The organism is Phyllobacterium sp. K27, assembly GCF_054796155.1.
This window is the reverse complement of the sequence record NZ_JBTWND010000002.1, coordinates 90354-113600: the sequence shown is the minus strand read 5'-3', so window position 1 is coordinate 113600 and position 23247 is coordinate 90354. Positions and strand designations below refer to the sequence as shown.

Annotated in this window: 21 protein-coding genes; 3 read left to right on the top strand and 18 right to left on the bottom strand. The window is 54.6% G+C overall.

Translation table 11 applies throughout. From position 1 onward, the window contains the following. Positions 1–147: 147 nt before the first annotated feature. From ACYJL1_RS17405 to ACYJL1_RS17395, 3 genes are all read right to left on the bottom strand, one after another. Positions 148–1443 (bottom strand): ImmA/IrrE family metallo-endopeptidase, encoded by a 1296-nt coding sequence (locus tag ACYJL1_RS17405; RefSeq protein WP_460898196.1) that lies wholly within the window; start codon positions 1441–1443, stop codon positions 148–150. 389 nt (positions 1444–1832) lie between these two features. Next, a complete protein-coding gene (locus tag ACYJL1_RS17400; protein WP_460898195.1) occupies positions 1833–2858 on the bottom strand; it encodes a TIGR02391 family protein in 1026 nt (341 codons plus the stop codon). A 157-nt stretch (positions 2859–3015) separates the two neighbouring features. Next, entirely contained in the window at positions 3016–4119 is a 1104-nt protein-coding gene (locus tag ACYJL1_RS17395; RefSeq protein ID WP_460898194.1) for an AlbA family DNA-binding domain-containing protein, read from the bottom strand. Positions 4120–4256: 137 nt separating this feature from the next. Between ACYJL1_RS17395 and ACYJL1_RS17390 the strand changes: the two genes are divergently transcribed. Then, a complete protein-coding gene (locus tag ACYJL1_RS17390) occupies positions 4257–5063 on the top strand; it encodes a hypothetical protein (RefSeq protein WP_460898193.1) in 807 nt (268 codons plus the stop codon). Between the two features lie 310 nt (positions 5064–5373). Here the strand turns inward: ACYJL1_RS17390 and ACYJL1_RS17385 are convergent, their stop codons facing one another. The 6 genes from ACYJL1_RS17385 to ACYJL1_RS17360 form a co-directional block, all read right to left on the bottom strand. Continuing rightward, positions 5374–7323: a MacB family efflux pump subunit gene (locus ACYJL1_RS17385; protein WP_460898192.1), complete on the bottom strand. Its 1950-nt coding sequence runs from the start codon at positions 7321–7323 to the stop codon at positions 5374–5376. An 8-nt stretch (positions 7324–7331) separates the two neighbouring features. Then, a complete protein-coding gene (locus tag ACYJL1_RS17380) occupies positions 7332–8525 on the bottom strand; it encodes an efflux RND transporter periplasmic adaptor subunit (protein ID WP_460898191.1) in 1194 nt (397 codons plus the stop codon). Positions 8526–8770: 245 nt separating this feature from the next. Continuing rightward, the gene (locus ACYJL1_RS17375; RefSeq protein ID WP_460898190.1) at positions 8771–10120 is read right to left on the bottom strand and encodes a sensor histidine kinase; all 1350 of its coding nucleotides are present in this window, start codon (positions 10118–10120) and stop codon (positions 8771–8773) included. Between the two features lies 1 nt (position 10121). Next, complete coding sequence (locus ACYJL1_RS17370) at positions 10122–10796, bottom strand: response regulator transcription factor (protein ID WP_460898189.1); 675 nt, start codon at positions 10794–10796, stop codon at positions 10122–10124. A gap of 208 nt (positions 10797–11004) precedes the next feature. Then, positions 11005–11289 carry a YMGG-like glycine zipper-containing protein gene (locus ACYJL1_RS17365; protein ID WP_460898188.1) on the bottom strand — a complete coding sequence of 95 codons (285 nt, stop codon included), beginning with the start codon at positions 11287–11289 and terminating at the stop codon, positions 11005–11007. A gap of 230 nt (positions 11290–11519) precedes the next feature. Continuing rightward, complete coding sequence (locus tag ACYJL1_RS17360) at positions 11520–12407, bottom strand: NmrA/HSCARG family protein (RefSeq protein ID WP_460898187.1); 888 nt, start codon at positions 12405–12407, stop codon at positions 11520–11522. 107 nt (positions 12408–12514) lie between these two features. Between ACYJL1_RS17360 and ACYJL1_RS17355 the strand changes: the two genes are divergently transcribed. Further along, positions 12515–12910 (top strand): winged helix-turn-helix transcriptional regulator, encoded by a 396-nt coding sequence (locus tag ACYJL1_RS17355; protein ID WP_460898186.1) that lies wholly within the window; start codon positions 12515–12517, stop codon positions 12908–12910. Between the two features lie 267 nt (positions 12911–13177). Here the strand turns inward: ACYJL1_RS17355 and ACYJL1_RS17350 are convergent, their stop codons facing one another. The 9 genes from ACYJL1_RS17350 to ACYJL1_RS17310 form a co-directional block, all read right to left on the bottom strand. After that, a complete protein-coding gene (locus ACYJL1_RS17350) occupies positions 13178–13408 on the bottom strand; it encodes a hypothetical protein (RefSeq protein ID WP_460898185.1) in 231 nt (76 codons plus the stop codon). A gap of 25 nt (positions 13409–13433) precedes the next feature. After that, a complete protein-coding gene (locus tag ACYJL1_RS17345) occupies positions 13434–13898 on the bottom strand; it encodes a TniB family NTP-binding protein (RefSeq protein WP_460898184.1) in 465 nt (154 codons plus the stop codon). A 35-nt stretch (positions 13899–13933) separates the two neighbouring features. After that, the gene (locus ACYJL1_RS17340) at positions 13934–15052 is read right to left on the bottom strand and encodes a branched-chain amino acid ABC transporter substrate-binding protein (protein ID WP_460898183.1); all 1119 of its coding nucleotides are present in this window, start codon (positions 15050–15052) and stop codon (positions 13934–13936) included. Between the two features lie 113 nt (positions 15053–15165). After that, entirely contained in the window at positions 15166–16800 is a 1635-nt protein-coding gene (locus tag ACYJL1_RS17335) for an AMP-binding protein (protein ID WP_460898182.1), read from the bottom strand. 2 nt (positions 16801–16802) lie between these two features. Next, on the bottom strand, positions 16803–17552 hold the full coding sequence (locus tag ACYJL1_RS17330; protein WP_460898181.1) for an enoyl-CoA hydratase/isomerase family protein: 750 nt from the start codon (positions 17550–17552) through the stop codon (positions 16803–16805). 10 nt (positions 17553–17562) lie between these two features. Beyond that, a complete protein-coding gene (locus tag ACYJL1_RS17325) occupies positions 17563–19254 on the bottom strand; it encodes a methylmalonyl-CoA mutase family protein (RefSeq protein WP_460898286.1) in 1692 nt (563 codons plus the stop codon). A 5-nt stretch (positions 19255–19259) separates the two neighbouring features. Then, positions 19260–20249, bottom strand: coding sequence for a methylmalonyl Co-A mutase-associated GTPase MeaB (gene meaB, locus ACYJL1_RS17320; RefSeq protein WP_460898180.1), 990 nt, complete (start codon positions 20247–20249; stop codon positions 19260–19262). Further along, positions 20246–20713, bottom strand: a complete 468-nt coding sequence (locus ACYJL1_RS17315) for a cobalamin B12-binding domain-containing protein (protein ID WP_460898179.1) — start codon at positions 20711–20713, stop codon at positions 20246–20248. Before ACYJL1_RS17315 ends, meaB begins: the two co-directional genes overlap by 4 nt. Before the next feature lie 16 nt (positions 20714–20729). Beyond that, positions 20730–22067, bottom strand: a complete 1338-nt coding sequence (locus ACYJL1_RS17310; protein ID WP_460898178.1) for an aspartate aminotransferase family protein — start codon at positions 22065–22067, stop codon at positions 20730–20732. Between the two features lie 93 nt (positions 22068–22160). On the opposite strand from ACYJL1_RS17310, the gene ACYJL1_RS17305 reads away from it, so the two are divergent. Next, a complete protein-coding gene (locus ACYJL1_RS17305) occupies positions 22161–23018 on the top strand; it encodes a LysR family transcriptional regulator (RefSeq protein ID WP_460898177.1) in 858 nt (285 codons plus the stop codon). The last annotated feature ends 229 nt before the right edge of the window (positions 23019–23247 follow it).

Here is a 23247-nt window from a genome sequence, read left to right as displayed (position 1 = left end):
ACAATCCATGCTAAAGTGCAAATTAGGAAATCAACGGTCGGCCATGGTGTGAGGAGAGCGTTGTCTCAACCACGCCAGAAGCGGTCATTGTGCACTTTGATCGCGCGCTACAGAGGCATTTAAAGTCGCTCGCGGTGATAAACAGGGTTATATAGATGACGTAAAATTTCCTAGTAGGCGCCCAACAGGGGAAGCTTGGTTCCTCGTTCTTTGATCATTAAGTAATCCCATCTTCTTCAATTTTATTTCAATCGCCTGCTTTGACACGTCAAAGTATTGCGACAAGCTGGATAGTAACTGATAATAAGGCAGGAAATTGCAAGGTTGATCATCAACGAATATATCGCCAAATCCCTTATTTCTAATGTCAAGCTTACTCCGGGCCACATTGGTTGCCGTCCGAAACATTTCATCAGGCAGAATCAGGTCTGAGGAGAACGCATTCGCCTGATACTCAAGGCGCTCATAGTTGAAACGATTGTGTGGTTCGCTATCTATGAGTAGGTCTTTCTCCACAATAGTCTCTGATCGGAGATACTGTTTGTGCTTCAAACAGAAATGGCCGATTTCATGCCCGATGGTAAACCGTTCACGATTACTGTCCGCGTGGGCATTTATTTGAATTGTGTTGCGATCGAAGTTTGCTGATCCAAGTATGAGTGTACCATCCTCATCCTTCACGACCTGCTTGCTATAATGCAAATCTATAGACAGCGCCGAACAAATCATCCCAAGATCGACCGGGCCATATTTGTAACCGATCTGTTCCAAGATGTCCTTAGCAGATTGTTTTATAACGTCAGCAGAAAGATACGGGACAGATATCAGGGAATTGCGATTTTCAATTTCATTACTAACAGATAGCTGTGGCTCCAAGCTGCTAAGAAATTGGCTGATGGTGCCGAAGAATTTTCCGTCATGATAAGCTGAGAATTTTAGAGCCTTTCCGGAGAGTTGATTTCGAAAGATTTGTGATTTTACAAAACCATTCTCTAAACAATAACGCCCGCTGCGATCGGCTACGACTTCAAGTCCATTCTCATCATATTTAACGATCCCCATTGATCTGCTTCGGGCGACGTTCTCCGCACCTGATTGCAGACGTGAAGAGACGACAAGAACCCCTTTGACGGCGTGCTTGAATATCCGCCCGAGTTTATCCGAAAAATCCGTTACACATGTCTCTGGAATACTACCTTCATAGTTCTTGCACTCGAAAATAACGTAGAGAGATGGGTTTGAGCTTCCTAGCCGGTATATCTCTATGACGACGTCAAATTGAATGTCAGCCGCACGCTCCTTGCAGTAGTACCCTTTTTTCTTAAAAATCTTGCAGTTGTCCGGTGGATTTAAACCATAAACAAGTTCCCCACGACGTTGCTGATCGAGAAGGTATTGGTAGAAGGCATCTTCTAGATTATCGCCCTTTTGGGTGGAATTCACGAAACGTCCTCAAGTGAGACAACCGGTAAATGATTATCTAATTCTTTTCGCTAATTTGCTATTTCTAAGTTATTGGAGCGCCTCTAAGCTCGGCACTTAGGTTTGAACCTGCTTTGGGCTAATTACAGATCCACCAGTCGAGCATTCTCGGAGTCCCGGTTTGGCTATTATGAGATTATGGAAATGAAGTGGTCAAACTAATGACGGCTGCTTTGGGGCCCGAACGCGCGGTTGCGAAAATTTTTCACCGCTTCTCAAAACTGGACTTCGTCGCGGCTAAGCTCAAGGTCGCCGGCCCCTCCTGTAAACCTAAAAAACTCGTCATGGGCAGGTTACGCTCCGACATCTAATCTGTAAGAAGGTACGGTTGTGCACCAGAGGACAGGCATTCAGACCCTTTGCGGCATCGTCGCCTTGTCGATCCTCCGGTGGATAAAGGAGAGGAGCGACATCAGATCCTCTGCGTCTTCCTTCTTCATCTCCCAGTCTTTTCTAGGCGCATGAGCAGTAGGATTCCGGAAGGTGCCGTACGTCCCCTTCAGCAGGTTCACGAAGCCCTTCTGCTCGCTCTTCTCGCTCATAGTTTGAAACCCGTTGATGATGAGCACCGGGGTGTCCCCGCCGAAGACGTGGTCGAACAGCACGTTGCCGTCGTCGATGAGGCCAGTCCGATTTCGTAGCTTCTCGACCACGCTCTTCACGGCCTCCTGGACCGCGTGGAAGTAGTTGTTCGCAATCAACTCGGCCCGGCAGAAATCGAGGACGTCAGGATGGGTGCCACGCGACGCCAAATCCTTCCTAAGTTCCGACGCTCGGCGTTCAGCTTCTGACAGCGTGGTGGCTGTTCCACCTTTGCCGAGCTTCCCAGACTCGTCGACGTACAATCTCGTGAAGGCCAGCGCGCGATTGACATTCGCCCGCATTGGCTCGTACCGCTCTGGAAACCTGACAAACCGGGCGGGCTTCAGAGCCTTCCGGATGAAGGCGAGAATGTGGGTGTTGATTTGCTCTCGGTTTTGGTGCTCAACGAAGGCGTTGTAAATCCTATCGCGCTTCGTACCGGGGCCGGGATTCTTCAGTTTCGCGCTCTCAAGGAGGAAATCGATCTCGCTGTTCTTCAGACCCTCGTCAGTGTCGCCCAGTAGCAAGCCTCGAGCAACCGCACGTGAAAGATAACGAGCTGACCTATCGCCATCTGTGACTGGCGGTACATCAAGGCAAGAACAATATATTTTATCATCGACGCTAATCCGTAGCTCGCCGGTTTTCAATGCGGACAGAAAGCTGGCATAGGTGGAGAAACCAAAAGCTTTCGCGGCAGCCTCCATTCGGGATGTCGGGCGTGAACCAGGATGCGCCTTTCTCAGGCTTTCTTTAATGGTGGGCAAATCGGATTTTTGAACAAACAAGTGCATGGCGAAACCTCATCGTTTCGGCAGCCGGACGCCATTTAATCAGCAGCCGAGGGATGGGATTCGGCGACGCATGCAGAAAGAAAAAAGTGGTTTTTAACTTGGCGACAGGTTTGGAACCACGATCCAACTGAAAAGATCGCCCCACCGCCGCGATTCGTCAATACCACATTACAGCAAATCCTCCTCGGCCGTAAACTGAAACACCTCTAACCTTGTCATAGAAGCGATCCACAAGGCCTTGTTCATCGACACGCTCTACCCGTATCGGCCTACCGAGGCTCGCGGCACTGGCATTAGGAAACGCCCATTCAAGTTTTGAGTTGCGGCGCAGATTTTTTACTGCAAACAGAACGCCAAAGGGGCCTCGGATGCCGGAGTCGTCAAGGATGAGTTGGATATCCCGCAAATGCCGCGCGAATTCCTCACGAAACTCGTGAATCGTCAGCCGCCCTTCTCCATCCCGAACTGCGAATGGATGGGAGACATAAGAGTGGACCAGCCAATCATCGCCGATAAAGAAGCGCGAAATTGATCGCCCCTCCTGAAAAGTCGCGTCCTTAACTTCGACGCCATTTTCGCAACCTTTGAAAACACCATAACTCTCGCCGTGATAATGGCGCATCACTTTCAAAGAACCCCGTCCAAGATCGAAAGGCAACCGCTCACGCTCGTAGTGCTCTTGCGGTACGATTGCGGTATGCAGCGTTGCGCCATTGGTCTGCATGATGTCACGCACCTCAAGAGCCGCGTTCTCACGTTCCATCAGCTGGACCGTATCGGCTTCCAGTTTCTCGATCGGTGTAAACAGCGCGTGAAGCTGGTCATGCGGGATCGGTGTATTTTGGGCACCGGTGCGCAAATAAAATCCGCCGGTTATTTTGTTCTGATAGGGTCGCAGCCGATAGTCGGAGAGATCAAGACAAAGAATAAACCCTTCCGTATCGAGATCGAGAAACTCCACACGAACGCCCAATGGCTTGGGATCAATATTGTCCTGAATAATTGAGGTGACGCGGCGGCGTATGGCGTCGCGATCGCCATCTATCGGCTCGAAACGTTCGAAGGCGCCCTTCTTCTCATGCACGCCAACGAGCAGATACCCGGGACCGGCATTCAGGAAAGCCACAACATCGTCGATAAAGTTTGACTTTCCACGTTGTTCCTCAAGGTTTAACTTCGCCTTGAACTCATACCGCTGACCCTCGATAAAGGCGCCAGATATAATTCCATCAATGGTCGGCGTCGCGGGTTTCTTGTCCATTCTTCAATCCTTACAGCTGTTCCGACCGAATTCTGTTGGCAACATTTCATTGTCACCGATCGAGATCAACGCGCACTTGAGAAATATAGCCATAAGTAACAGTATTCGCGGGATCTGTTCGTATACGGAAACATCTCTTGAACATCGCCGATATTGATCTCGACATATTCCTTGATGACGTCTGTTCGATCGACCGACGGCCGCGAGCACCCTCGACGATACGACCCTGGAATGAGGAGCAGCTCCGCCATTTCCTAGAGGATCCGTGCAAACTGACGCGTTGCCTCTCGTCTCGGCGGCCCAAAGGGCGATTTGTCGTGCATCACGACGAGGCATTTCAAGTTCTGGAAACCCTCTCGCAGAATGGCGCTGTACCGTTAACGCTGACCCACATCGATGCCCATGCCGACTTGGGAACCGGTTTCGGGGATCTCTCGTGGAAGGACATCGGCGCAAGGCTCCTAGGTCTGCCCCCAAAAGAGCGCAAGGCTGCTATTCTGCACAATGGTATGGAGCGCATTTCGCCAGCAAACTATCTCGCATATGCCGTGGCATGTCGTTGGCTCAAATCGCTGACTTATGTGCATCACGCGCACAGCGGTGACGATCTGATGCCCTTCTTCTTCCGAGACTTTGATCCAGCATGCGAGGTCATGCAATTGCGGTACGTGCCACGTCTCCGTGAAGCCCACTCCAGGGAAGAACTGCGTGTTTTGCCGCATATCCTCGAGCCGCCCGTCCTGTTTCAGAAGGTTCAAGTTGACAAATATCGCGTCGCTGAGCCATTCGATTATGTGTTCCTTTGTCAGTCTCCCGGCTACACACCGCTAGAGGCAGATTTACTGATCCCGGTATTTAAAAATTATGTCGACTTCGACAATGACGGCTCAGAGGGATTTCTGGGCTCAGGCCTGCAGATGAGTGGCAAAGAAGAATACCGATGACACTGGACGGGTTCCTGAGTTTTCTCGCACTCTTCATCGCCTTTTACGCGATCGTATCGCCAGTAACGCGGCTACGCGCGCAGTTGCATCTCGCGATACAAGTTCCGTTGGCGCTTGTCTTACAGCGGTGCCTTTTCCAAACTAAAAGAAAATATGCAGTTTATAATCAAGTTTTTCACGAGGATAGCTAATTTTGGCAAGTCATCGAGTGATGTCCCTTGTCCGAAAGCAGCTAGGGAAGACCGATATTTGTATTTCAAAGTTGCAGAAGTGCAACAATCCCAGTTGCTGAACTGAGACTTGAGGGTCATCAGTCGCGCGCCAAGGCTTCGATCGGGTCAAGATTTGCCGCATTGCGAGCGGGAAGGAAGCCGAAGACGATTCCGATGAGGGTCGAACAGGTGAAGGCCATTATGATGGACCCGGAGGAGAAGATCATTTTGAAGTCGGGGCTCAGCAAATCGAAGACAGCGCCGATCCCGAGGGCGAGCATGACGCCCATGAAGCCGCCAACAAGGCAGACCAGAACGGCCTCGATCAGGAACTGGGAGAGGACGTCACTGCGGCGCGCGCCGACGGCCACACGCACCCCGATCTCCTTGGTGCGCTCGGTTACGGACACCAGCATGATATTCATCACGCCGATGCCGCCGACAATCAGCGATATCACCGCAACTGACGAAATCAGCAGCGTCAGGGTTTGCGTAGTGGTCTCGATAGTCTCGCGAATGGTCGCCGAATTGGTGAGGAAGAAGTCCTTCGCGCCGTGCCGACGCTCGATAAGGCGCGAAACCGCGGCCTCGACGTTTCCCGGATCGACATCGTCGCTAATGCGAACGGTGATGCCATCAACGTTCGGTCGACCCAGCATGCGCCCCATGACGGTCGTGTAGGGCGCATAGACAGTCAGTGTATCCACCGCCGGTCCGAAAGAGTTCTCCTGCTCCGTCACACCCACGACCCTTGCCGGCATTGTGCCGAGAAGGATCACCTGCCCCACTGGATTGATCCAGTCGGGAAACAGGTCGCGCGCGGCGTTCGCGTCGATCACAACGTTCTGGCTGTAGCTTGTGACATCCTGGGCATCGAACACCTGTCCATGCGCCAACTCAAGGCCCCTTACACGAAAGAAGTCCGCGCCGACCCCGGTGACCGCCGCATCGACGGCCACGGCGGCGCGCTTGACAGTCACGCTGGTCGAGACGATTGGCGTCACGCTGTCGACATAGGGCTGGTTCGCCAGCGCTTCGGCGTCGGCGGGAACCAGGGTCCGTATCTTGCCCGCTTCCAGATCACCGAAGCCTTTCCCGGCCCGCACCTCGATCGTATTGGTGCCGAGCGAGCTGATACTGTTCAGGATTTGCTGCTGCGAGCCAGCGCCCAGGGCCGAGATCGCGGCCACCGCGGCAATGCCGATGATGATGCCGAGCATGGTCAGCAGCGAGCGCATCTTATGCGCCCAGATCGCAACCACTGCCATACGGAAGGCTTCGGTCAGCCGATCGACCGCTCCGCGCCAGCCCGCGTCCGGCGCCCGTTCGCGGATGGGACGCCCCGTTGCCACCGCCTTCGGTACATTGCGCACATCGGAAATAATGACGCCGTCGCTGATCTCTACAACCCGATCCGCATGGTCGGCGATCTTCTGGTCATGCGTGACCAGAATGATGGTGTGCCCCTCGGCGTGAAGCTCGCGCAGGATCTTCATAACCTCGGCGCCACTGTGCGTATCCAGCGCTCCGGTCGGTTCGTCAGCCAGAATTATCTCGCCGCCATTCATCAGGGCGCGAGCGATCGATACCCGCTGCTGCTGGCCGCCCGACAGCTTGCCGGGGATATTGCCCGTCCGCTCGGCCAAGCCCAGTCGGGTCAACAATGAGAGGGCTCGCTTGTGCCGATCGGATCGGCTGCGTCCGGCATAGATGGCTGGCACCTCAACATTACTGGCCGCGCTGAGGTCACCAAGCAGATGATAACGCTGGAAAATGAAACCAAACCGCTCACGACGCAGCGCGGCCAGTTCGTCCACGGCCATCTTCGACGTTTCGCGCTCTTCGATCCAGTAACTGCCGGTCGTCGGACGATCCAGGCAGCCAAGGATGTTCATCAGGGTCGACTTGCCGGAGCCCGAGGCGCCAATGATGGCCATCATCTCGCCGGCCTCGATGTCGAGATCGACATCTTTGAGCACCTGCACCATCTCGTCGCCTGCAGGGAAAGCGCGGGATACACCACGTACGCGGATCAGTGGCTTCGTCATAGCGCGCCCTACCGCTTCGCCGCGGCCAGTTGAGCCTGGCCATCTGTGCGTTCATCTGTGGATGTTCCCAGGACAATGATCTCTCCCGCTTGAAGACCGCTAAGGATCTGGATCTCCGCGCCATTGTCGATGCCGACTTTAACTTGCAGGCTCTGGACCTCGCCCGTCGCGTCGAGCACCCGAACACGCGCATCGTCGCCGGCCCTCGGCGCACCTTCCACAGCGCTCAGCGGAACCAGCACGGCGTCGCTGACGCGGTTGAGAACAATCGACACCTGTGCCGTCATGGACGGCCGCAGAACCCCGTCGGCATTCGCGACGTCGATCAACCCGGTGTAATAGACCGCACCGTTGGTTGAGCCACGCGCGTTCGCGGCGGCGTTGCCCTCGTTAGCAATGGAGGCTGGGGCCGGTTCCATCTGGCGCAACTTTCCATCGAAACGGCGCTTCGGGTCGCCAAGAATGCTGAACCAGACCGGCAGGCCGCGTCGTACACGCACGACGTCAGCCTCGGATATATCCGCGCGCACCGTCATTGTGTCCAGTCGCGCGATCATGACGATGGTCGGAGCGGTCTGCAGGGCATTCACGGTCTGACCTTCGTCGGTGACGATCGCGACCACAGTGCCGGCGATTGGAGCGGTGATGCGTGTATAGCCCAGTTCTATACCCGCCAACTCCAGAGCGACCTGGGCCTGACTGACCTGAGCGTCCAGCGCCTTAACCTCCGCCCGTGCAATGTCTAGTGTGGCGAGAGCCGCATCATACTGGGTGCGTGGCGCCGAACCACCTGCCAGCAGCTCACGCTGGCGCTCGAAATCCCTCTCAGCTTTCACCAGACTGGCCATACGCGCAGCGTGGACGGCGCGTATGTTGGCCAGGGCGGCCTCCCGGTCCCGCAAAGTGTTGCGCCGGGTCTGTGAATCGATCTCGGCCACCAATTGGCCAGCCTCGACGACGTCACCGATCTCGACAGCCAAACGCTCAACACGACCCGTCGCCTGGGCGCCGACGCGCACCAGCTCGAGCGGTTCGAGAACCCCTGTCGCCAGCACGACCTCTTCAATGTCGCCCGTTCGCGCTTGCACGGTCACCAGTTCAGGCTTCGCCGGTGGCCGCAGAAACAGGTGCCAGACGACCAGCAGGCCGACAAGGGTCGCCGCTGCGAGGATCAGACTCTTGCGGGTAATGTATCGTGTCATTAAGCCTTGGTCCGTGCTATTGAAAATTGCGGGCTTTCTCTGTCACGAAAATTACCCCAGCATTACGGGGAGCGGTCGTCGCAACTAGTCCGTTTGGCACGCGCTGTAAAATCAATCGATCAAGAGTGCTTGCAATGTGGATGGTATGCAGGGGATTGCCCGCGAGACATCGAGCAATCACGGCTGTGTTCAGCCAACACCGACGGATGAAGATGCCTTGACCTGTTGGCGCAAGCGACGGGGCCCTACGGCTGCTGGAAAACGCTCCTCTCGCGCCAGCGCACGGCAAATGTGCTGCCCTTGCCTGGAGCGGAAGAAAGCTCAATGTAGCCGCGGTGGCGGGTCACGATCTCGTTGACCATGCTGAGCCCCAAGCCCGCACCGGAGCCGTGAGGGCTGACCCGGTAGAACGGTTCGAATATTCGCGATTGCTTATCGCCGGCAATTCCGCAGCCCTGATCGGCTATGGTAACGCTGCCGTCAACCTCAATACCGACCGATATCTGTCCTCTTCCACCTCCGTACTGGATCGCATTGCGCACCAGATTGACGAATGCACGCTCCAAAGCTTCGGCATCACCAGGAACGAACACGCCTTCCGCGTCGCTGTCGAACGAAATCTCGTAGCCTTCGGCGATGGCCAAGGGAGCAAGGTCGGCGACTACCTTCGACACAACGCTGTTGAGATCGACAGGTGTATTCTGCTGAGGCTTCTGCCGGTACTTCTCGGTGTCGAGAAGCTGGTTCGCGATCGCTGTAAGTCGCTTGATGGCCGTCTGCAGGTGTGTCTTGTCCGCACCTGGTGAAAGGGCATCGATTCTCACCTGAAGGATAGCGATCGGCGTTCGAAGTTCATGCGCCGCGTTGACGAAGAAGCGCTCCGTCGCCTCGAAGCCACTATCGAGACGACGTAGCGCCCTGTTGATGTCACGCACAACGCGAAGCACTTCGTTGGGCAAGCCACGCTCTTCGACTAGGGCGCCGCGAGTGTCGAGATCGATCCTGTCAAGACGCGTGGTCAGATCGCTGAAGGATCGCAAAGCCCAGCGTGTGACGAACGGGACGCCGATGAGGGAAATGGCGACGAGGATCAGCGCCGGCACGCCGATAGCAAGGTTCCCCAACAGCACGGTCACACCGTATTGGGACATCGAAACACCGCCAGCAAAAATCGTTGCCTCACCGGCCTGGGTTTCGAAACGCTCCATTCGAGCAACGCTCAGCGGATCATCGAGATTGCCATGAAGCTCGACACTTCTGAATGTCCTCAGAAATGGTGTATTGCTGGTAATGCTCTGAGGAGTTGCACCGTGTGAGAGAACACCACCATTGCCCAAGTCTACCACGAACCACAAGTCAGGCGCGTCCTTCATCATTTCTGTCAGTTTGGCTGTCGGCTCTAGGCGGGCCCGGCCATCCGGCCCAAGATCAATCGAATCGGCTATTTCCTGAGACAGCCAGATGGATGTAATCGCCACATCGGGCTTTATGCCGGAAAGGAGATAGAACACCAGGCCGAGCGAAGCGATGACCGCGCAGAGCTGCAGGACAATAAAACCAAGAGTGAATCGCCAGCGAAGGGATGTGCTGGTCATCTTATTTCTGCTCATGAAGGTAGTAGCCTATGCCACGAATGTTCTTGACAACAATGTCAGCCTCAGCATCGCTGAGCTTCCGACGCAGGCGAGACATATTGGCCTCCAGCGAGTTCGACTGGATCTCATCGTCAAAGGAATAGACGTAACCCTCAAGGGAAGAGCGCAACACGGTGCGACCGCGGTTTCTTAAAAGCGTTTCCATGATAAGCAACTCCCGGCGGGTGAGCGCAACCCGGATGCCGTTCACATGCACATCGCTTGAAACACGATCATAGGTGACGTTTCCCGCCGACAAGACGGACGGGCCGGTTGTCGGAGCGCGCCTCAGCACAGCGCTCATTCTGGCAATCAGCTCCGGGATTTCGAACGGCTTCGGCAAATAGTCATCAGCGCCGTCATTGAGACCGGAAATTCGCTCGTCGGTCGACCTCAGAGCGGAGATGATGATCGATCGCGTATTTGAACCCGTGCGACGCAGCTCGGCGAGGAACGTACTGCCGTCACCATCCGGCAATTGCCGATCGATAAGGACGATATCGTAATCCGCCATAGCGATGGCTTCCCGCGCCGTTGCCAGATCTCCAACGGCGTCAAGAACGATGCCATGCTGCGAGAGGGCCACCCTCAACGCATCCGTCATTTCCGGATCGTCTTCGATAAGTAGAAGTTTCATAATCGCCTAATGGTTCAAGTCTCGAGCTATCATTCCTGATAGTCTTTACAGCAAAACTAGGGCTCTGGTTCAGATAAGCTCGACGGTCGCGACGTCCTGACCGTCAGGTTGTTGCATCATGAGACTGCCGCGGACGTGGAGACCGGAGAAACCGAAGTTTGTCCGGTATCCATCTCGCCTTTGACGTGCGCCGCCAAGGCAGCAATCTTTATCGACAGCGACCGTAATGATCCCGGTATCTGCAGCCGTAACTACGTCGGTCCCGATGTTCCCAGCGGTCACGGCGGTTCCTGTCGTTACGTTCGCTGATGTTGCCTACCACGGCCCCTCCCGCGCCACCTGCAGCGGCTCCCACTGCAGCGCCTTCCCAAGTGCCGCTTGCCAGCCCACCAATGATAGCGCCGCCCGCCGCACCAATGCCGGCACCTTTTTCCGTCTGGCTGCACGCTGTCAGCGCCAAACAAACGAGTACGCCTGAAATGATCTTTTTCATGCTTGTCCTTTCGATCCATCGCTACTACGGCCGTCCGTCGACCGTTGAGAGGCAACAAGGCCAAGACCTATGGCCACCGAAAATTACGTGGAAGTTACGCAGAATCGTCGGCACTGACACTGAGCTATGGGAGCCCTGTCGAGTTCGAGGAAAAAGCTAGGTTAGCTTAACCCTGGTGTCCGAAAAGCTGGCGGCAGGCCAGCAAGAGCGGGCCTTATAATTGATCATTATTACCCACTCCCTTTACTTAGCGCTCTGTTGAGGGCCTCGCGACCTCTGCCAGCAAGCCAAGACCTAAACGAAAGCAGTTCTGGATTAAGCTCGCGCATGGCGCTCAGATCAACACGCTCCGCAAGCGGTCCATCCTCCAAGCTCGAAGCCATGTGCGCCAGATCAACATTGGCTGCTAGGACTTCATTTGGAAATCGGGCATAGATGATAGGTTTGCCGGCGACTTCGGTGAAGGCGGCTTCCAACTCATGGCCTGTAACTCTGTCACTAGCAATCTTTAATGTCACCCCGCCAAACCGAGCTTTGTCCGCAAACATCGCTGTAACAATTTTTCCGATGTCTTCCACGGCCGTGAGTTGTATCGAATGATCAGGGCGTATGAGGGAAATCAGCCGTCCTTCATCGAGGCCAAAGCCGGGTCGCACAAGCATCTCCATGAAGATCATCGGCCGGACAATGGTTGCCGTGAGCGGCAATTCGCGGATATGTGCTTCGATGCGGGGCTTGGCGTCGAAGCGCGGAACGCCTGTCAGCGTGTCGCCAACGCTTGCGCCCGAGGAATAGATGAAGTGATCGATGCGGCTCTGTGCAGCCAGATCAGCTATGGATGTTCCATAGTGAACCTCATCCTCCGCTGACAGGTTGGCTGGAAGCACGCTGAAGACGCCATGTACATCCTTCATCGCGGCCGCGATCACATCGGTGTCCTCGAACGACCCATGCACGAGTTCGGCACCTGCATCCCGCAACGCAATAGACGCTGGTTCTAAAGGATCGAGCACAAGGGCACGAACCGGCCATCGGAGCTTTAGCAATGCTTTGGCAACCGATCCGCCCTGCCGGCCAGTAGCTCCAAAAACCAAGATTGGAAGTCGAACATCTTTCATGGGATACCCTCGTGTTGGACAAGGGCTATCCATATATACAATTCTGGCTGGGTCGGAAGACAGCACATTTCTTAGCGTCAGGCACAAAGATGTGCGTTTTGGAGAATATGATGGTCGGTAAAACAAATAACCATACAGATGATGGTCGCCACTTCAAGCCATACCCATCCAATGGGATTTGTGGAAAACTTGGAGACAAATGGACAGCTCAAGTGATCTGGCATCTTTCGCTCGCTAGCGGACGAACGCTTCGATTCTCGGCGCTTAAGTCAGAGATTGAGGGGATCACACAACGTATGTTGACGCTAACTCTGAGGAATCTTGAGCGAGACGGCTTGGTGGTGCGTCATTACTTCCCCGAGGTGCCGCCACGTGTTGAATATGAACTGACCGATATGGGCGCGGAGTTGTTGCATGTTCTTGAAAGTATTAACTCTTGGATATGGGAGAATCTTCCACGCATTGAGGAATGCAGGCGAGTCTATGATCGCCACGACCAATAACTTCCATCGATAGCGGCCAAGCAATGTGTTGAATGTTGAGCACATCTGCCATTCACAAAGTCGTTAGTGATGAAAAAACGGTAACAGTGGTGACTAAAGCGACGGCCCCCTTTGCCACTCAAGCTGCCGCGACGCCCGCGACTTCGCGGCCAAGCTGGCGGTCGCTCACAGTCTCCGCAATGGACAATAGTGAACTCGTGACTCTGCTCGACGATGGGCGAACTTGGCGCTGGAGGTTTCGCCAGGCCTGGAAGGGAAATAACGCGGTCAAAGCAGCTTGGTATCGTTCAATGCGGGAAAGGCCAAAGATTGGATGAGTTCGGGAGTAACGCGCAACCAGGGCGATCTTTTCGGCTGCGCCTGCTTCGAGCCTAAATCGAGGAAAACTGCATACCGATAATCCACGCCGATATGCGCCAGAATATCTACGAAATCGCAGTAGTTGGCTGTCGCAAGTCGTGTGAGCCAGCCAGAAAGCAACTCATCTTGGAAAGGCATGACAGTCTTTGGCAGCGGGCGCAGTTTATGAGCCCGCCTGCTCCAGCCACCGTTGCGCAGACGCATGACGCGACCAGACGGGAGACCATCTGACGACCGCGCCATCGGTGATGCATTCCTCGCCCGAGTGGATGGCATCGATGGAAAGATCCTTGACCAAAGAGAAGATGCGCGATGTCACTCCACCAGTCAGCGCCAATATCTGCTTGAGGGATTTTATGTTCAGATTGGATTTCTTTGCGAGTGGCATCGCCGCGATAACGGACTGGATCATATCAGAGAATTCGGCATCGTCACGCCAGTTTGGCAAATGATGCTCATCGAGCCGCCGGGCCAGTTGAACATCGCCGCGGATGGCATCGACCGCCTCACTAACCCCGAAGCAGACCAGCGAGGCCTCAAGTTCATTGCTGAGGTAACACAGGACATTGAGGAAACGGCGTTGTTCGCGATGTGTAATCCAATGCGCGGCTAGGGAACATGCCCGCAACAGTGGGCATGTTCCTAATAGATTATTTTAGTATTTTATTTCTCAAAATAGGTAGGCTTTCCGTCTTCACCTTTTTTCCACTCGTAGATGATGTAGTCAGGTCGCGTGACGTCGCCCTTTGAATCGAAACGGATGTCGCCAATTACAGTTGACAGGGATTCGCCCGTTTTAATGCTGTTGGCGACCTTTAGTGCGTCATCAGGTGAGCCCGCCTTTGAGATACCGGCAGCGATGATTTGGACAGCCGCATACGAGTAAAGCGTGTAGGCTTCAGGCTCGAAGCCGCTCTTACGAAATTTTTCAACGACATCCTTTGCGGCTGGGTTCTTGCGCGGGTCCGGCGCAAACGTATTGAGCGTCCCTATCACGGCGTCTCCGGCAATCGAAGAAAGCTCGTTTGATACCATCCCATCCCCTGAGAAAAGCGTGGCCTTCAAACCTTGATCGGCAGATTGACGCATGATCAGCCCTGCTTCGGTATGCAGTCCTCCAAAATAAATCAAGCTGACATCGGCTTGTTTCAGCTTGGCTATGAGAGCCGAGAAATCCTTGTCGCCGACATTTATGCCTTCGTAAATAACCTCTTTAACGCCCTTTTGATTGAGCACGTATTTCGCCACGTCAACGAGTCCTTGCCCATACGGGCTCTTGTCATGCACTATTGCGATCTTGGCGTCCTTGAAGTTGGCTGCGATATAGTCACCAGCGACCTTGCCCTGCTGATCGTCGCGTCCGCAAGTGCGGAGGGTATTCCACAGTCCACGCTCGGTGTACTGCGGATTGGTGGATGCTGGAGTGATCTCAAGGATACCGTTTTCGGCATAGACCTCAGAAGCCGGGATTGAGACGCCCGAGTTGAAATGGCCGACCACGAACTTAATTCCATCGCTGACGAATTTGTTGGCTACCGATATGCCCTGCTTCGGGTCGGAGACATCGTCTCCAATTCTTATACTTATTTGCTGGCCAAGCACCCCTCCGGCAGCATTAATATCGGCGGCGGCGCGTTCAGCCCCTTTCTGGAATTGCGCACCGAATGCGGCATTGGGACCCGTAATTGGACCGGCCACCCCGATTAGGATGTCTGCTCTGGCGTTGGCGCCGAACACGGCTAACAGGGTAAGGGAAAAGACTGACACAAGTGACTTTTTCATTTAAACGTTCCCATTTTTTGCTGTGGGCGTTTAGTAATACTTTCATGCAGTGCCCACTTATCCGCCGAAAGCAAAATGACCAATTCTTTGCATTGCTGATTTGGATATCCGTATTATCTGTGCCCCCGATCAAACGTTGCCTCGGTCACGCCCCGCTGCTGCAGGGCGCTCCTCGCGATCTTTTCAGTGGGGGTCCTGGGGAGCGGAGTGTCGATGAGTTCGATATAGCGCGGGAGCATATGACGAGGCGCGCACCGCCTGAAATGATCCAGCAAGCCTGACGGCTGGATCAAGGCCCCGTCCCGACGCATGGCGACAAGCATGATGTCTTCTTCGGTAAACTCTGACGGAATGCCAAAGGCAACGCTTTCGATGATGTCAGGATGCTGGTCGGCAATGGTTTCGACTTCAAAGGCGGAAATATTCTCGCCCCGGCGGCGTATGACCTCATTCAGCCGATGCTTGAAATACAACCATCCGTCTTCGTCCATGAAGCCGGCATCGCCAGAGTGGTACCACAGGTTCTTCAGCGTCTTCACAGTCTTTGAATCGGCGCCGAAATAGCCGGAAAACATGCTCCAGCTTTTATTTGGACGTGACACAATCTCCCCCACCCTGCCTGGCGGAAGAAGCATGTCATCACCATCCAGAATTGCCACCTGCCAGTCCGGGTGTGGCTTTCCGCAGGAGCCCTGCCTGGTTTCATCAACAGTATCAAAGGCAACAAAACTTGTTTCGGTCTGCCCATACCCCGTAACAAGCTTCATATCGAAACGGCGTTCGAAGATTGCCTTGTCGGGCACCATGGGGATGCACTGGCATATCCTGAACGGATTATCGGTATCGTTCGCCGCTTCAGTCATTCTCATGAGAATAACCGCCATTGCGCCAAGCAGGTTTGTTGCCGACGCACCGCTCATCCGGGCTTGATCCCAGAACCGGCTGGCACTGAACCTACCTACGAGTGTCGTTTGCGTGCCATATATCAGCGGCAGGTAGACACCGAACATCTGGGCATCGGTGTGAAACAGCGGTAAAGCCGAGAAATAGCTGTCATCGATCGTGTAGCCCAAATTTTGAGCCATCGCGGCGGCCCAGGAGTAGCAATGATGATGGGACATCAGGGCACCCTTGGCGGGACCAGTCGTTCCGGAGGTGTACAGAATAGCCATCGGATCGGAATAGCCAACGTCCACGGAAATTAAATCCAGCTGCGGCGCGAGGCATTCGTCAAACGCGATTACACAATCAATTCTTATGCCAGCGGTGCGGGCTTCTTTTGGATCAATCCCAACAAGGACGAGTGTTCGTATCGCCGGCAACTTGTCCTGAATTCTGACAATTTCTTCCAGAGCTGCTCCGTCGGCTACGAGCACTCCGGCTCCGCAACTGTTCAGATTGTGGCACAGCAACTCCCCTTTCAGTTCCGGATTGCTTGGCACTTCTATAGCGCCCAGTGCCGATACCGCAAACCATGTTGCAACAAACTCGAAGCAATTGGGCAATAGCATCGCGACACGATCCGAGCGTTTCACGCCAAGTTTGCAAAAGCCATGCGCGAGCCGGTTGGAAATCGCCAGCATTTCCTCAAAACTGGCCGAACGCCCGCATATATCAATAAACTTCTTGCTGCCGAACCGTTCTGCCTGCTTCAGAAGAATTTTTGGCAGCACCCTTGCCGAAATGTCATCATCCCGCTTACCAGGAATATACAACTGCGAGGCAACTTCCTTGGTTGTAGGGAACACAGTCAGACCCTTCTTGCTCGCGCTTGCGATTCCGCAGACAGAAAACCCCTGACCGTGGCGGCGGTTTCAATGGCCATTGCATCCTGAAGGGATGAATGGAACCCTTCATTGATGGCGCGCTTTATCTCTGCAACCGAATTTGCAGGGCGTTCTGCAACCATCAAACCCAGCTGTTTTGCTGCTTGCAGCAATTCCCCTTCCGGAACAATCTTCCATGCGATACCAGCCTCGAGAGCCTTTTGTGCGTTATGGCGCTCGCCCAGCAGGATCAGTTCTTTCGCAATCTGCGGGCCGACATGTTTCGTCAGAAGTGCTGTGACGCCACCCGTGACGAAGAAGCCATAACTTACCTCGGGGAAGAACCAACGGGCGTTGTCGGCAAACAGTCTGAAGTCGCAATTGATCGCCCATTCCAGAGCGCCGCCCACACACCAGCCGTGTACGGCAGCGATCACGATTTTCCTCGATTGCATGATTTGCAGGGTGATGTTCTGAATGGCCTCGACCCAAGCCTGTGTCGCTATCTCAGACTCTGTCTGGACATCAAGATCTTTCAGGTCATCTCCCGAGCAGAAGGCTCGCCCTTCACCATGAAGAATAATGACCCGGATCGCATCTTCGGCTTCAGCTGTCTCGAGCGCTAGGGCAAGCTCATCAACGAGTTGACTGTTCATGGCATTGAGCCGTTCCGGCCGGTTCAGCCTAACCCAGGCAATCGGCCCGTCATGCGTGGAAATAACGGCAGCTGCCATGGCGTCCTCCTCATACAATCATCGGTTCGGTGTAAGAGCCCCATACGTCCTGCAGTGCACTGCAGATTTCGCCCAGGGTCGCTCTTGCTTTCACGAGCTCTATCGTTTTCGGAAGCAAGTTGACGTCGTCGCTACGGGCTTGTTCCACCAGCTCTTTCAAAAGATGCTGCACACGGTTCCCGTCCCGGTTCGCACGTACGCACTTCAAGCGGTCAATCTGCAGCTGCGTGCACTGCTCGTCATAAGGGTGGATGGCCACCTCGGCCGTGCGGCTTTGCTCATCGACATATCTGTTCACGCCGACCGAGATCTTTTCACCGGTATCGATTTTCCTGAAGGTCGCATATGCCGAGTCGGCCAGCTTCTGCTGGAACCACCCTTCCTCCACCAGCTTGATTGCACCTCCACGCTCGTTGACTTCTTCCAGCACCTTCCAGATTTCATTTTCCATGTCCTTGGTCAGGCGTTCGATAAAGTATGAGCCTCCGAGAGGGTCGATCACCGAAGTCACGTTGATTTCATCGCGGATGATTTGCTGTGTACGGATGGCCAGTTTCATGGCCTCTTCAGTCGGGATAGCGAAAGCCTCGTCCAGACCATTCGTGTGCATGCTCTGACAGCCAGCCAGCACCGCACCAAGTGCCTGGATGGTCGTTCGCATGAGATTGTTTTGGTGTTCGACCTTTGTCAGACTCATGGCGGCGGTCTGCACGTGCACCCTCAGCCGCATCGACTCCGGTTTTTTGGCGTTGAACCGCTCGGACATGATCTTGGCGTAGACGCGACGGGCCGCCCTGAACTTGCAAATCTGCTCGAAGAAATCCTGTTGGCTAATAAAAAAGAACGACAGCCTGGGTGCGAAGTCATCGATATCCATACCGGCATCCATGACTTCCTCGCAATATGCGATTGTAAAGGCCATGATGAACGCGATCTCCTGGAGCGCATTTCCTCCTACGTCCGACAGATGATATCCGCTGAGGCTGATCGGATTAATTTTTGGAGTCGTCTTTGCACTGTGCATGATCAGATCGCGCATGAGCCGGACAGCGGGCCGCACCGGATAGATCCATTCCTTCTGGGCGACATACTCCTTAAGCGGATCTGCCTGCAGCGTTCCGGTTAGCTTATGCAGGTCGCAACCGCGCTCTTCGGCAACGGTGACGAACATTGAATAGATTACCCAAGCCGAAGGATTAATGGTCAGGGAAACAGATATTTTTTCAAGATCGATGCCATCAAAGAGGCGGTCAACATCATCCATCGTATCGATCGCCACGCCAACGCGACCCACCTCGCCGTATGCCATTGGATCGTCTGAATCCAGCCCGAGCAAAGTTGGGAGATCGAAATCGGTGGAGAGCCCTGTCTGCCCCGTCTGGATCATATATTTGTAGCGTTGGTTGGTAGCTTCGGGATTGCCAAAGCCGGCAACTTGGCGAATGGTCCACGGTCGCCCGCGATACATCGTAGGATACGCGCCCCGTGTAAAAGGATAGGACCCGGGAAAGCCCAAGTCGCTGGCAGGGATATCTGCGATGTCGGCGGCGGTGTAGATTCGCTTTAGCGGAATGCCGCATTCAGTTTCATAGACCGACTTTTCCTCAGGTCTGCTCTTCAGTGCAGCTGCAAGTTCTTTCTCTTCCCACTTGGCTTGCCTTTCCCGTACGTCCTTGATCGCCTGTGCTGAAAACAGATCTATCTCGTTCACGCCTCATCCTCCCAGCCCAGCAGCATGTGAGCAGCCAGGGTCGGGTCCATATCCCTGCTCACCACTGCCTGAATGTGTGTTTCGAGGACTTCGGCTTCCTCATTAAACTTATGCTGAAAAAGATGCTTTGCGGTGCCGAGTATCCGAGTTTTGCAAATGCTGTGCTGACGCTGAGCCAATTCGCCACTTTGCTTCAAATGCACCCAGTGTCTGGCGATGGCATCTTTCAGATCAAGGATACGCTCGCCGGAAACCGAACTGACTGGCAGGACCGGCGGATTCCAGCTTGTCCTGGTCTTTATACTCCCAAGCGCCATCATGCCTTGCAAAGCCGACACCATCGCTGATGCCTCCGGTTTGTCGCATTTGCTTACAACGTGTATGTCCGCGATTTCCAGGATGCCTGCTTTGATCGCCTGTATGTCGTCGCCGAGCCCGGGAGCGGAAAGCACGACGACTGTATGCGCGGCTGTCACGACCTCAACCTCGTCCTGACCTACTCCGACCGTTTCGATGATGATGGGCGAATATCCCGCAGCATCAAGAATATCGACGGCCTGAAGGGTCGAACGAGCCAGGCCACCAAGGTTACCGCGGGTTGCCATACTGCGGACAAAGGCACGACAAGATTCGGCGGCGTCGCTCATGCGGACCCGGTCACCCAAAATTGCGCCACCAGAAAACGGGCTGCTGGGGTCGACCGCGATGACGCCCACCTTATGTCCCTCTGATGCGAAGGCTTTGATAAGGGAAGAAACAAGGGTCGACTTGCCCGCGCCTGGCACGCCGGTAATGCCCACAATGTGTGCTTTCCCCGTGTTTCTGTAGATTTCTGCCAAGGCTCCTGAAGCCTCGGCGTAGCTGCCCTCGGCGCGGGAAATCATCCGGGCAATGGCCAGGATGTGTCCAGCAAGTATCTCGGGCACAAGCTCAGTCGAGGGTCTGTAGACGCCCCGCTTTGCCTGTTTGGTCGGCAATGCCTTCATATGCGACCACGAGCGGTGATAAGATTTTTGATCGTCGTGACAATCAGGTCCGCCCGCGCCTCCTGCGGAACAATCGCATCGACTCCGCCATCCAGCAAAGCGATATAGTCGTGCTCGGGGATCACGCCGCCGGCAACAACGAAAATATGCTCGGCGTTTTGCTCTCGAAGGCAACGCCCCAATTCGCGAAAAAGTGGCACGTGAGAGCCGGATAAAAGACTGACCCCGATTACGTCCACGTCTTCCTGGATCGCCGCGCTGACGACTTCATTTGGGGACTTGTAAAGGCCGGTGTAGACGACTTCCATGCCAGCATCCCGCAATATCCGCGCCACCACTTTCGCTCCCCGGTCATGACCATCCAGTCCGAGCTTGGCGACAAGTACCCGGATACTGTCAGGCGAATGGGTTTCAGCATTGGCTGCAGTGCTGGAGTCCTGGATTTTTATGCTCGTCTCAATCATGAGTTCTCTGCGCCCTTCACTGTGCGGCCACGCTGGTAATGTCTGCAGTCGCGGCCAGTCCCGCTTCGATTGAATCGCACATTATCCGCAGGCCAAGATCTATCTCCCCCTCGGAAATCGTCAGTGGCGGTGCTATGCGAAACACACCGCCCATGCCCGGCAGCTTGACAATGTTCATGCTCAGACCGCGGCTCAACGCCTCTCTGGCGATAGTGGATCCGAGCTCGTGGTCCGAACTGTTGCCCTGTCCAACTTTGACAATCTCGACGCCGAGCAAGAGGCCGCGTCCGCGCACATCGCCCACGCATTCGTATCGGTGCCTAAGCTGTGACAATCCGTCGAACAGCTTTTCACCCAGATATCTCGCCCGTTCGACTAGGTGTTCTTCTTCCACTACGTCGAGAACCGCGAGACCCACGGCTGCCGGCAAAGGATCGGAAACATGCGTCGTATAAAAAAGAAAACCTCGTTCATGCGCGGTTTCTTCGATTTCCCGTGTTGTCATGACGGCTGACAGGGGAAGGCCCGCGCCGATGGTTTTGGACAACGTAAGGATGTCCGGCGTGACATCATCTCTTTGAAAGGCGAACATATCGCCCGTACGACCGATACCGGTCTGTGCCTCGTCGAGAATGAGCAACATGCCGCGTTCATGACATTTCTGTTTCAGAGCGGCGAGGTAGCCCGCTGGTAGCTCGAGCATGCCGCCGCTTGACAGGATCGGCTCGGCAATAAACGCCGCAAGGCTTCCCGTCGACTGGCTATCAATCAGGTTAAATGCGTCATCCAGTTCGGTAAGCCAGTCCAAAGAGCCGTCCGCATTCTTGAAGCGTGGATGGAAACTGTTGGGAGCGGGAATGGAAAGAGAGCCAACCGTTGCCGGTCCATATCCTTTGCGGCCAGCACTGTAGGTCGCCGATGCCGCGGCTCCGGTCATGCCATGCCAGCTTTTGGAGAAGGCAACGATCTCATGCTTGCCCGTTACCAGCTTCGCCATTCGAATGGCAGCCTCGTTCGATTCCGCTCCGGTGGAGAGTAGCAAGATCCTGTCCAGGCCTGGCACCAATGCAGCAAGGCGTTCGGCCAGTTCAACCACGGGACGAGACAGCATGCCGCTGAAAAGATGTGCCACTTTCCCAATTTGCCTTTGAACCGCCGAAACAATTCTAGGATGGGAGTGGCCGAGCAGTGCGCTCATCTGCCCCGAAGTGAAATCGAGGATCGGCCGATTGTCCGCGTCATAGAGGAAGGATCCCTCGGCGCGCTCGATAATGACCGGGTCAAATGTTCCACCATAACGGATCAGATGCTTCTCTGCAGAAGCCCAGAACGCACGTTCATCGTTTTTTGACATCGGTCCGCTCCATTCATTCAAAAGAACAATTAGCGGCTGGTACAACTCCAGTAAAATTGATAATACTTGGATTCAGATATAAGCGGAATTGATATGAGACCACAGCTGGATCTTCGATTGCTTTTAACGTTCGTGCATGCTGCACATTCGGGGTCCCTCAGTGCGACGGCGGCGCAGGTTGGGCGAACCCAGTCGGCGGTGACTATGCAGATGCAACGGTTGGAGGACGTTTTGGGGCAAAGTCTGCTGCATCGAAGCGGCAGCGGGGTTCGGCTTACGGGGAGTGGCGAACGGTTTTTGGCTTATGCCGAGCGCATACTCCAAGTGCATGATGAAGCTGTATCGGCGTTCTCAGACAAGGGACTGCACGGCTCCATAATTTTCGGCTGCCCGGAAGACTATCTGATCGCTTTCTTTTCGACGCTGTTAAAAAGCTTCGGGACCCTATATCCAGCCGTAGAAATCAAGGTCGTTTCCGCGCCGACGGTTGAATTGCAGACGCTTTTGCACGCGCACAAGGTCGATCTTGCCCTCGTTTCCACGCCTGATCTAAGCGCCACAAAAGAGATTGTACGGACCGAACCGCTGGTTTGGGTGGGCAGCAAACCGACCCTTGAGCTTCATGAATTTGGCGACACCATGCCTCTGGCTCTTCCAGCATCGAATGCCATGGACCATAGAGCTGCGTGCACCGCCATGGCCAATGCCAAATTGCGTTACAAAATATCATATGCGAGCAACAGTCTTGCCGGGCTGATTGCTGTTGCACGATCCGGGCTGGCGATAAGCGTTATGACCCAGGAAGCCGTCCCGAATGATCTTTATATTCTGGACACGCCACTTCCTGGGTTACCGCGTCTCGGTATCGTGATCGCTTTTGCTGAAACCGAGCAGACCCCCTTGGTAAAAGCGTTCGCCGATCACATCCGACATGTTCTACCTTCACTCTAGTCCCCGGATATAATTACCCTCCGGCGCAACCTCTAAATGTCAGAAGAATGTAAGCTGAACACTCCGGCTAAGGTCGGATTTGGCAGTAAGCAAAGACTTTTTCAACCGACCACGCCGTCGTGGTATTGCAAACATCCTATCGCAACATGGATGCGATACTTGAAGTGCTTGAGGGTCTCGTGTCGATGCTTCCGGCATTTGTTCAATTTCAGAACGTGCCAGCAACCCT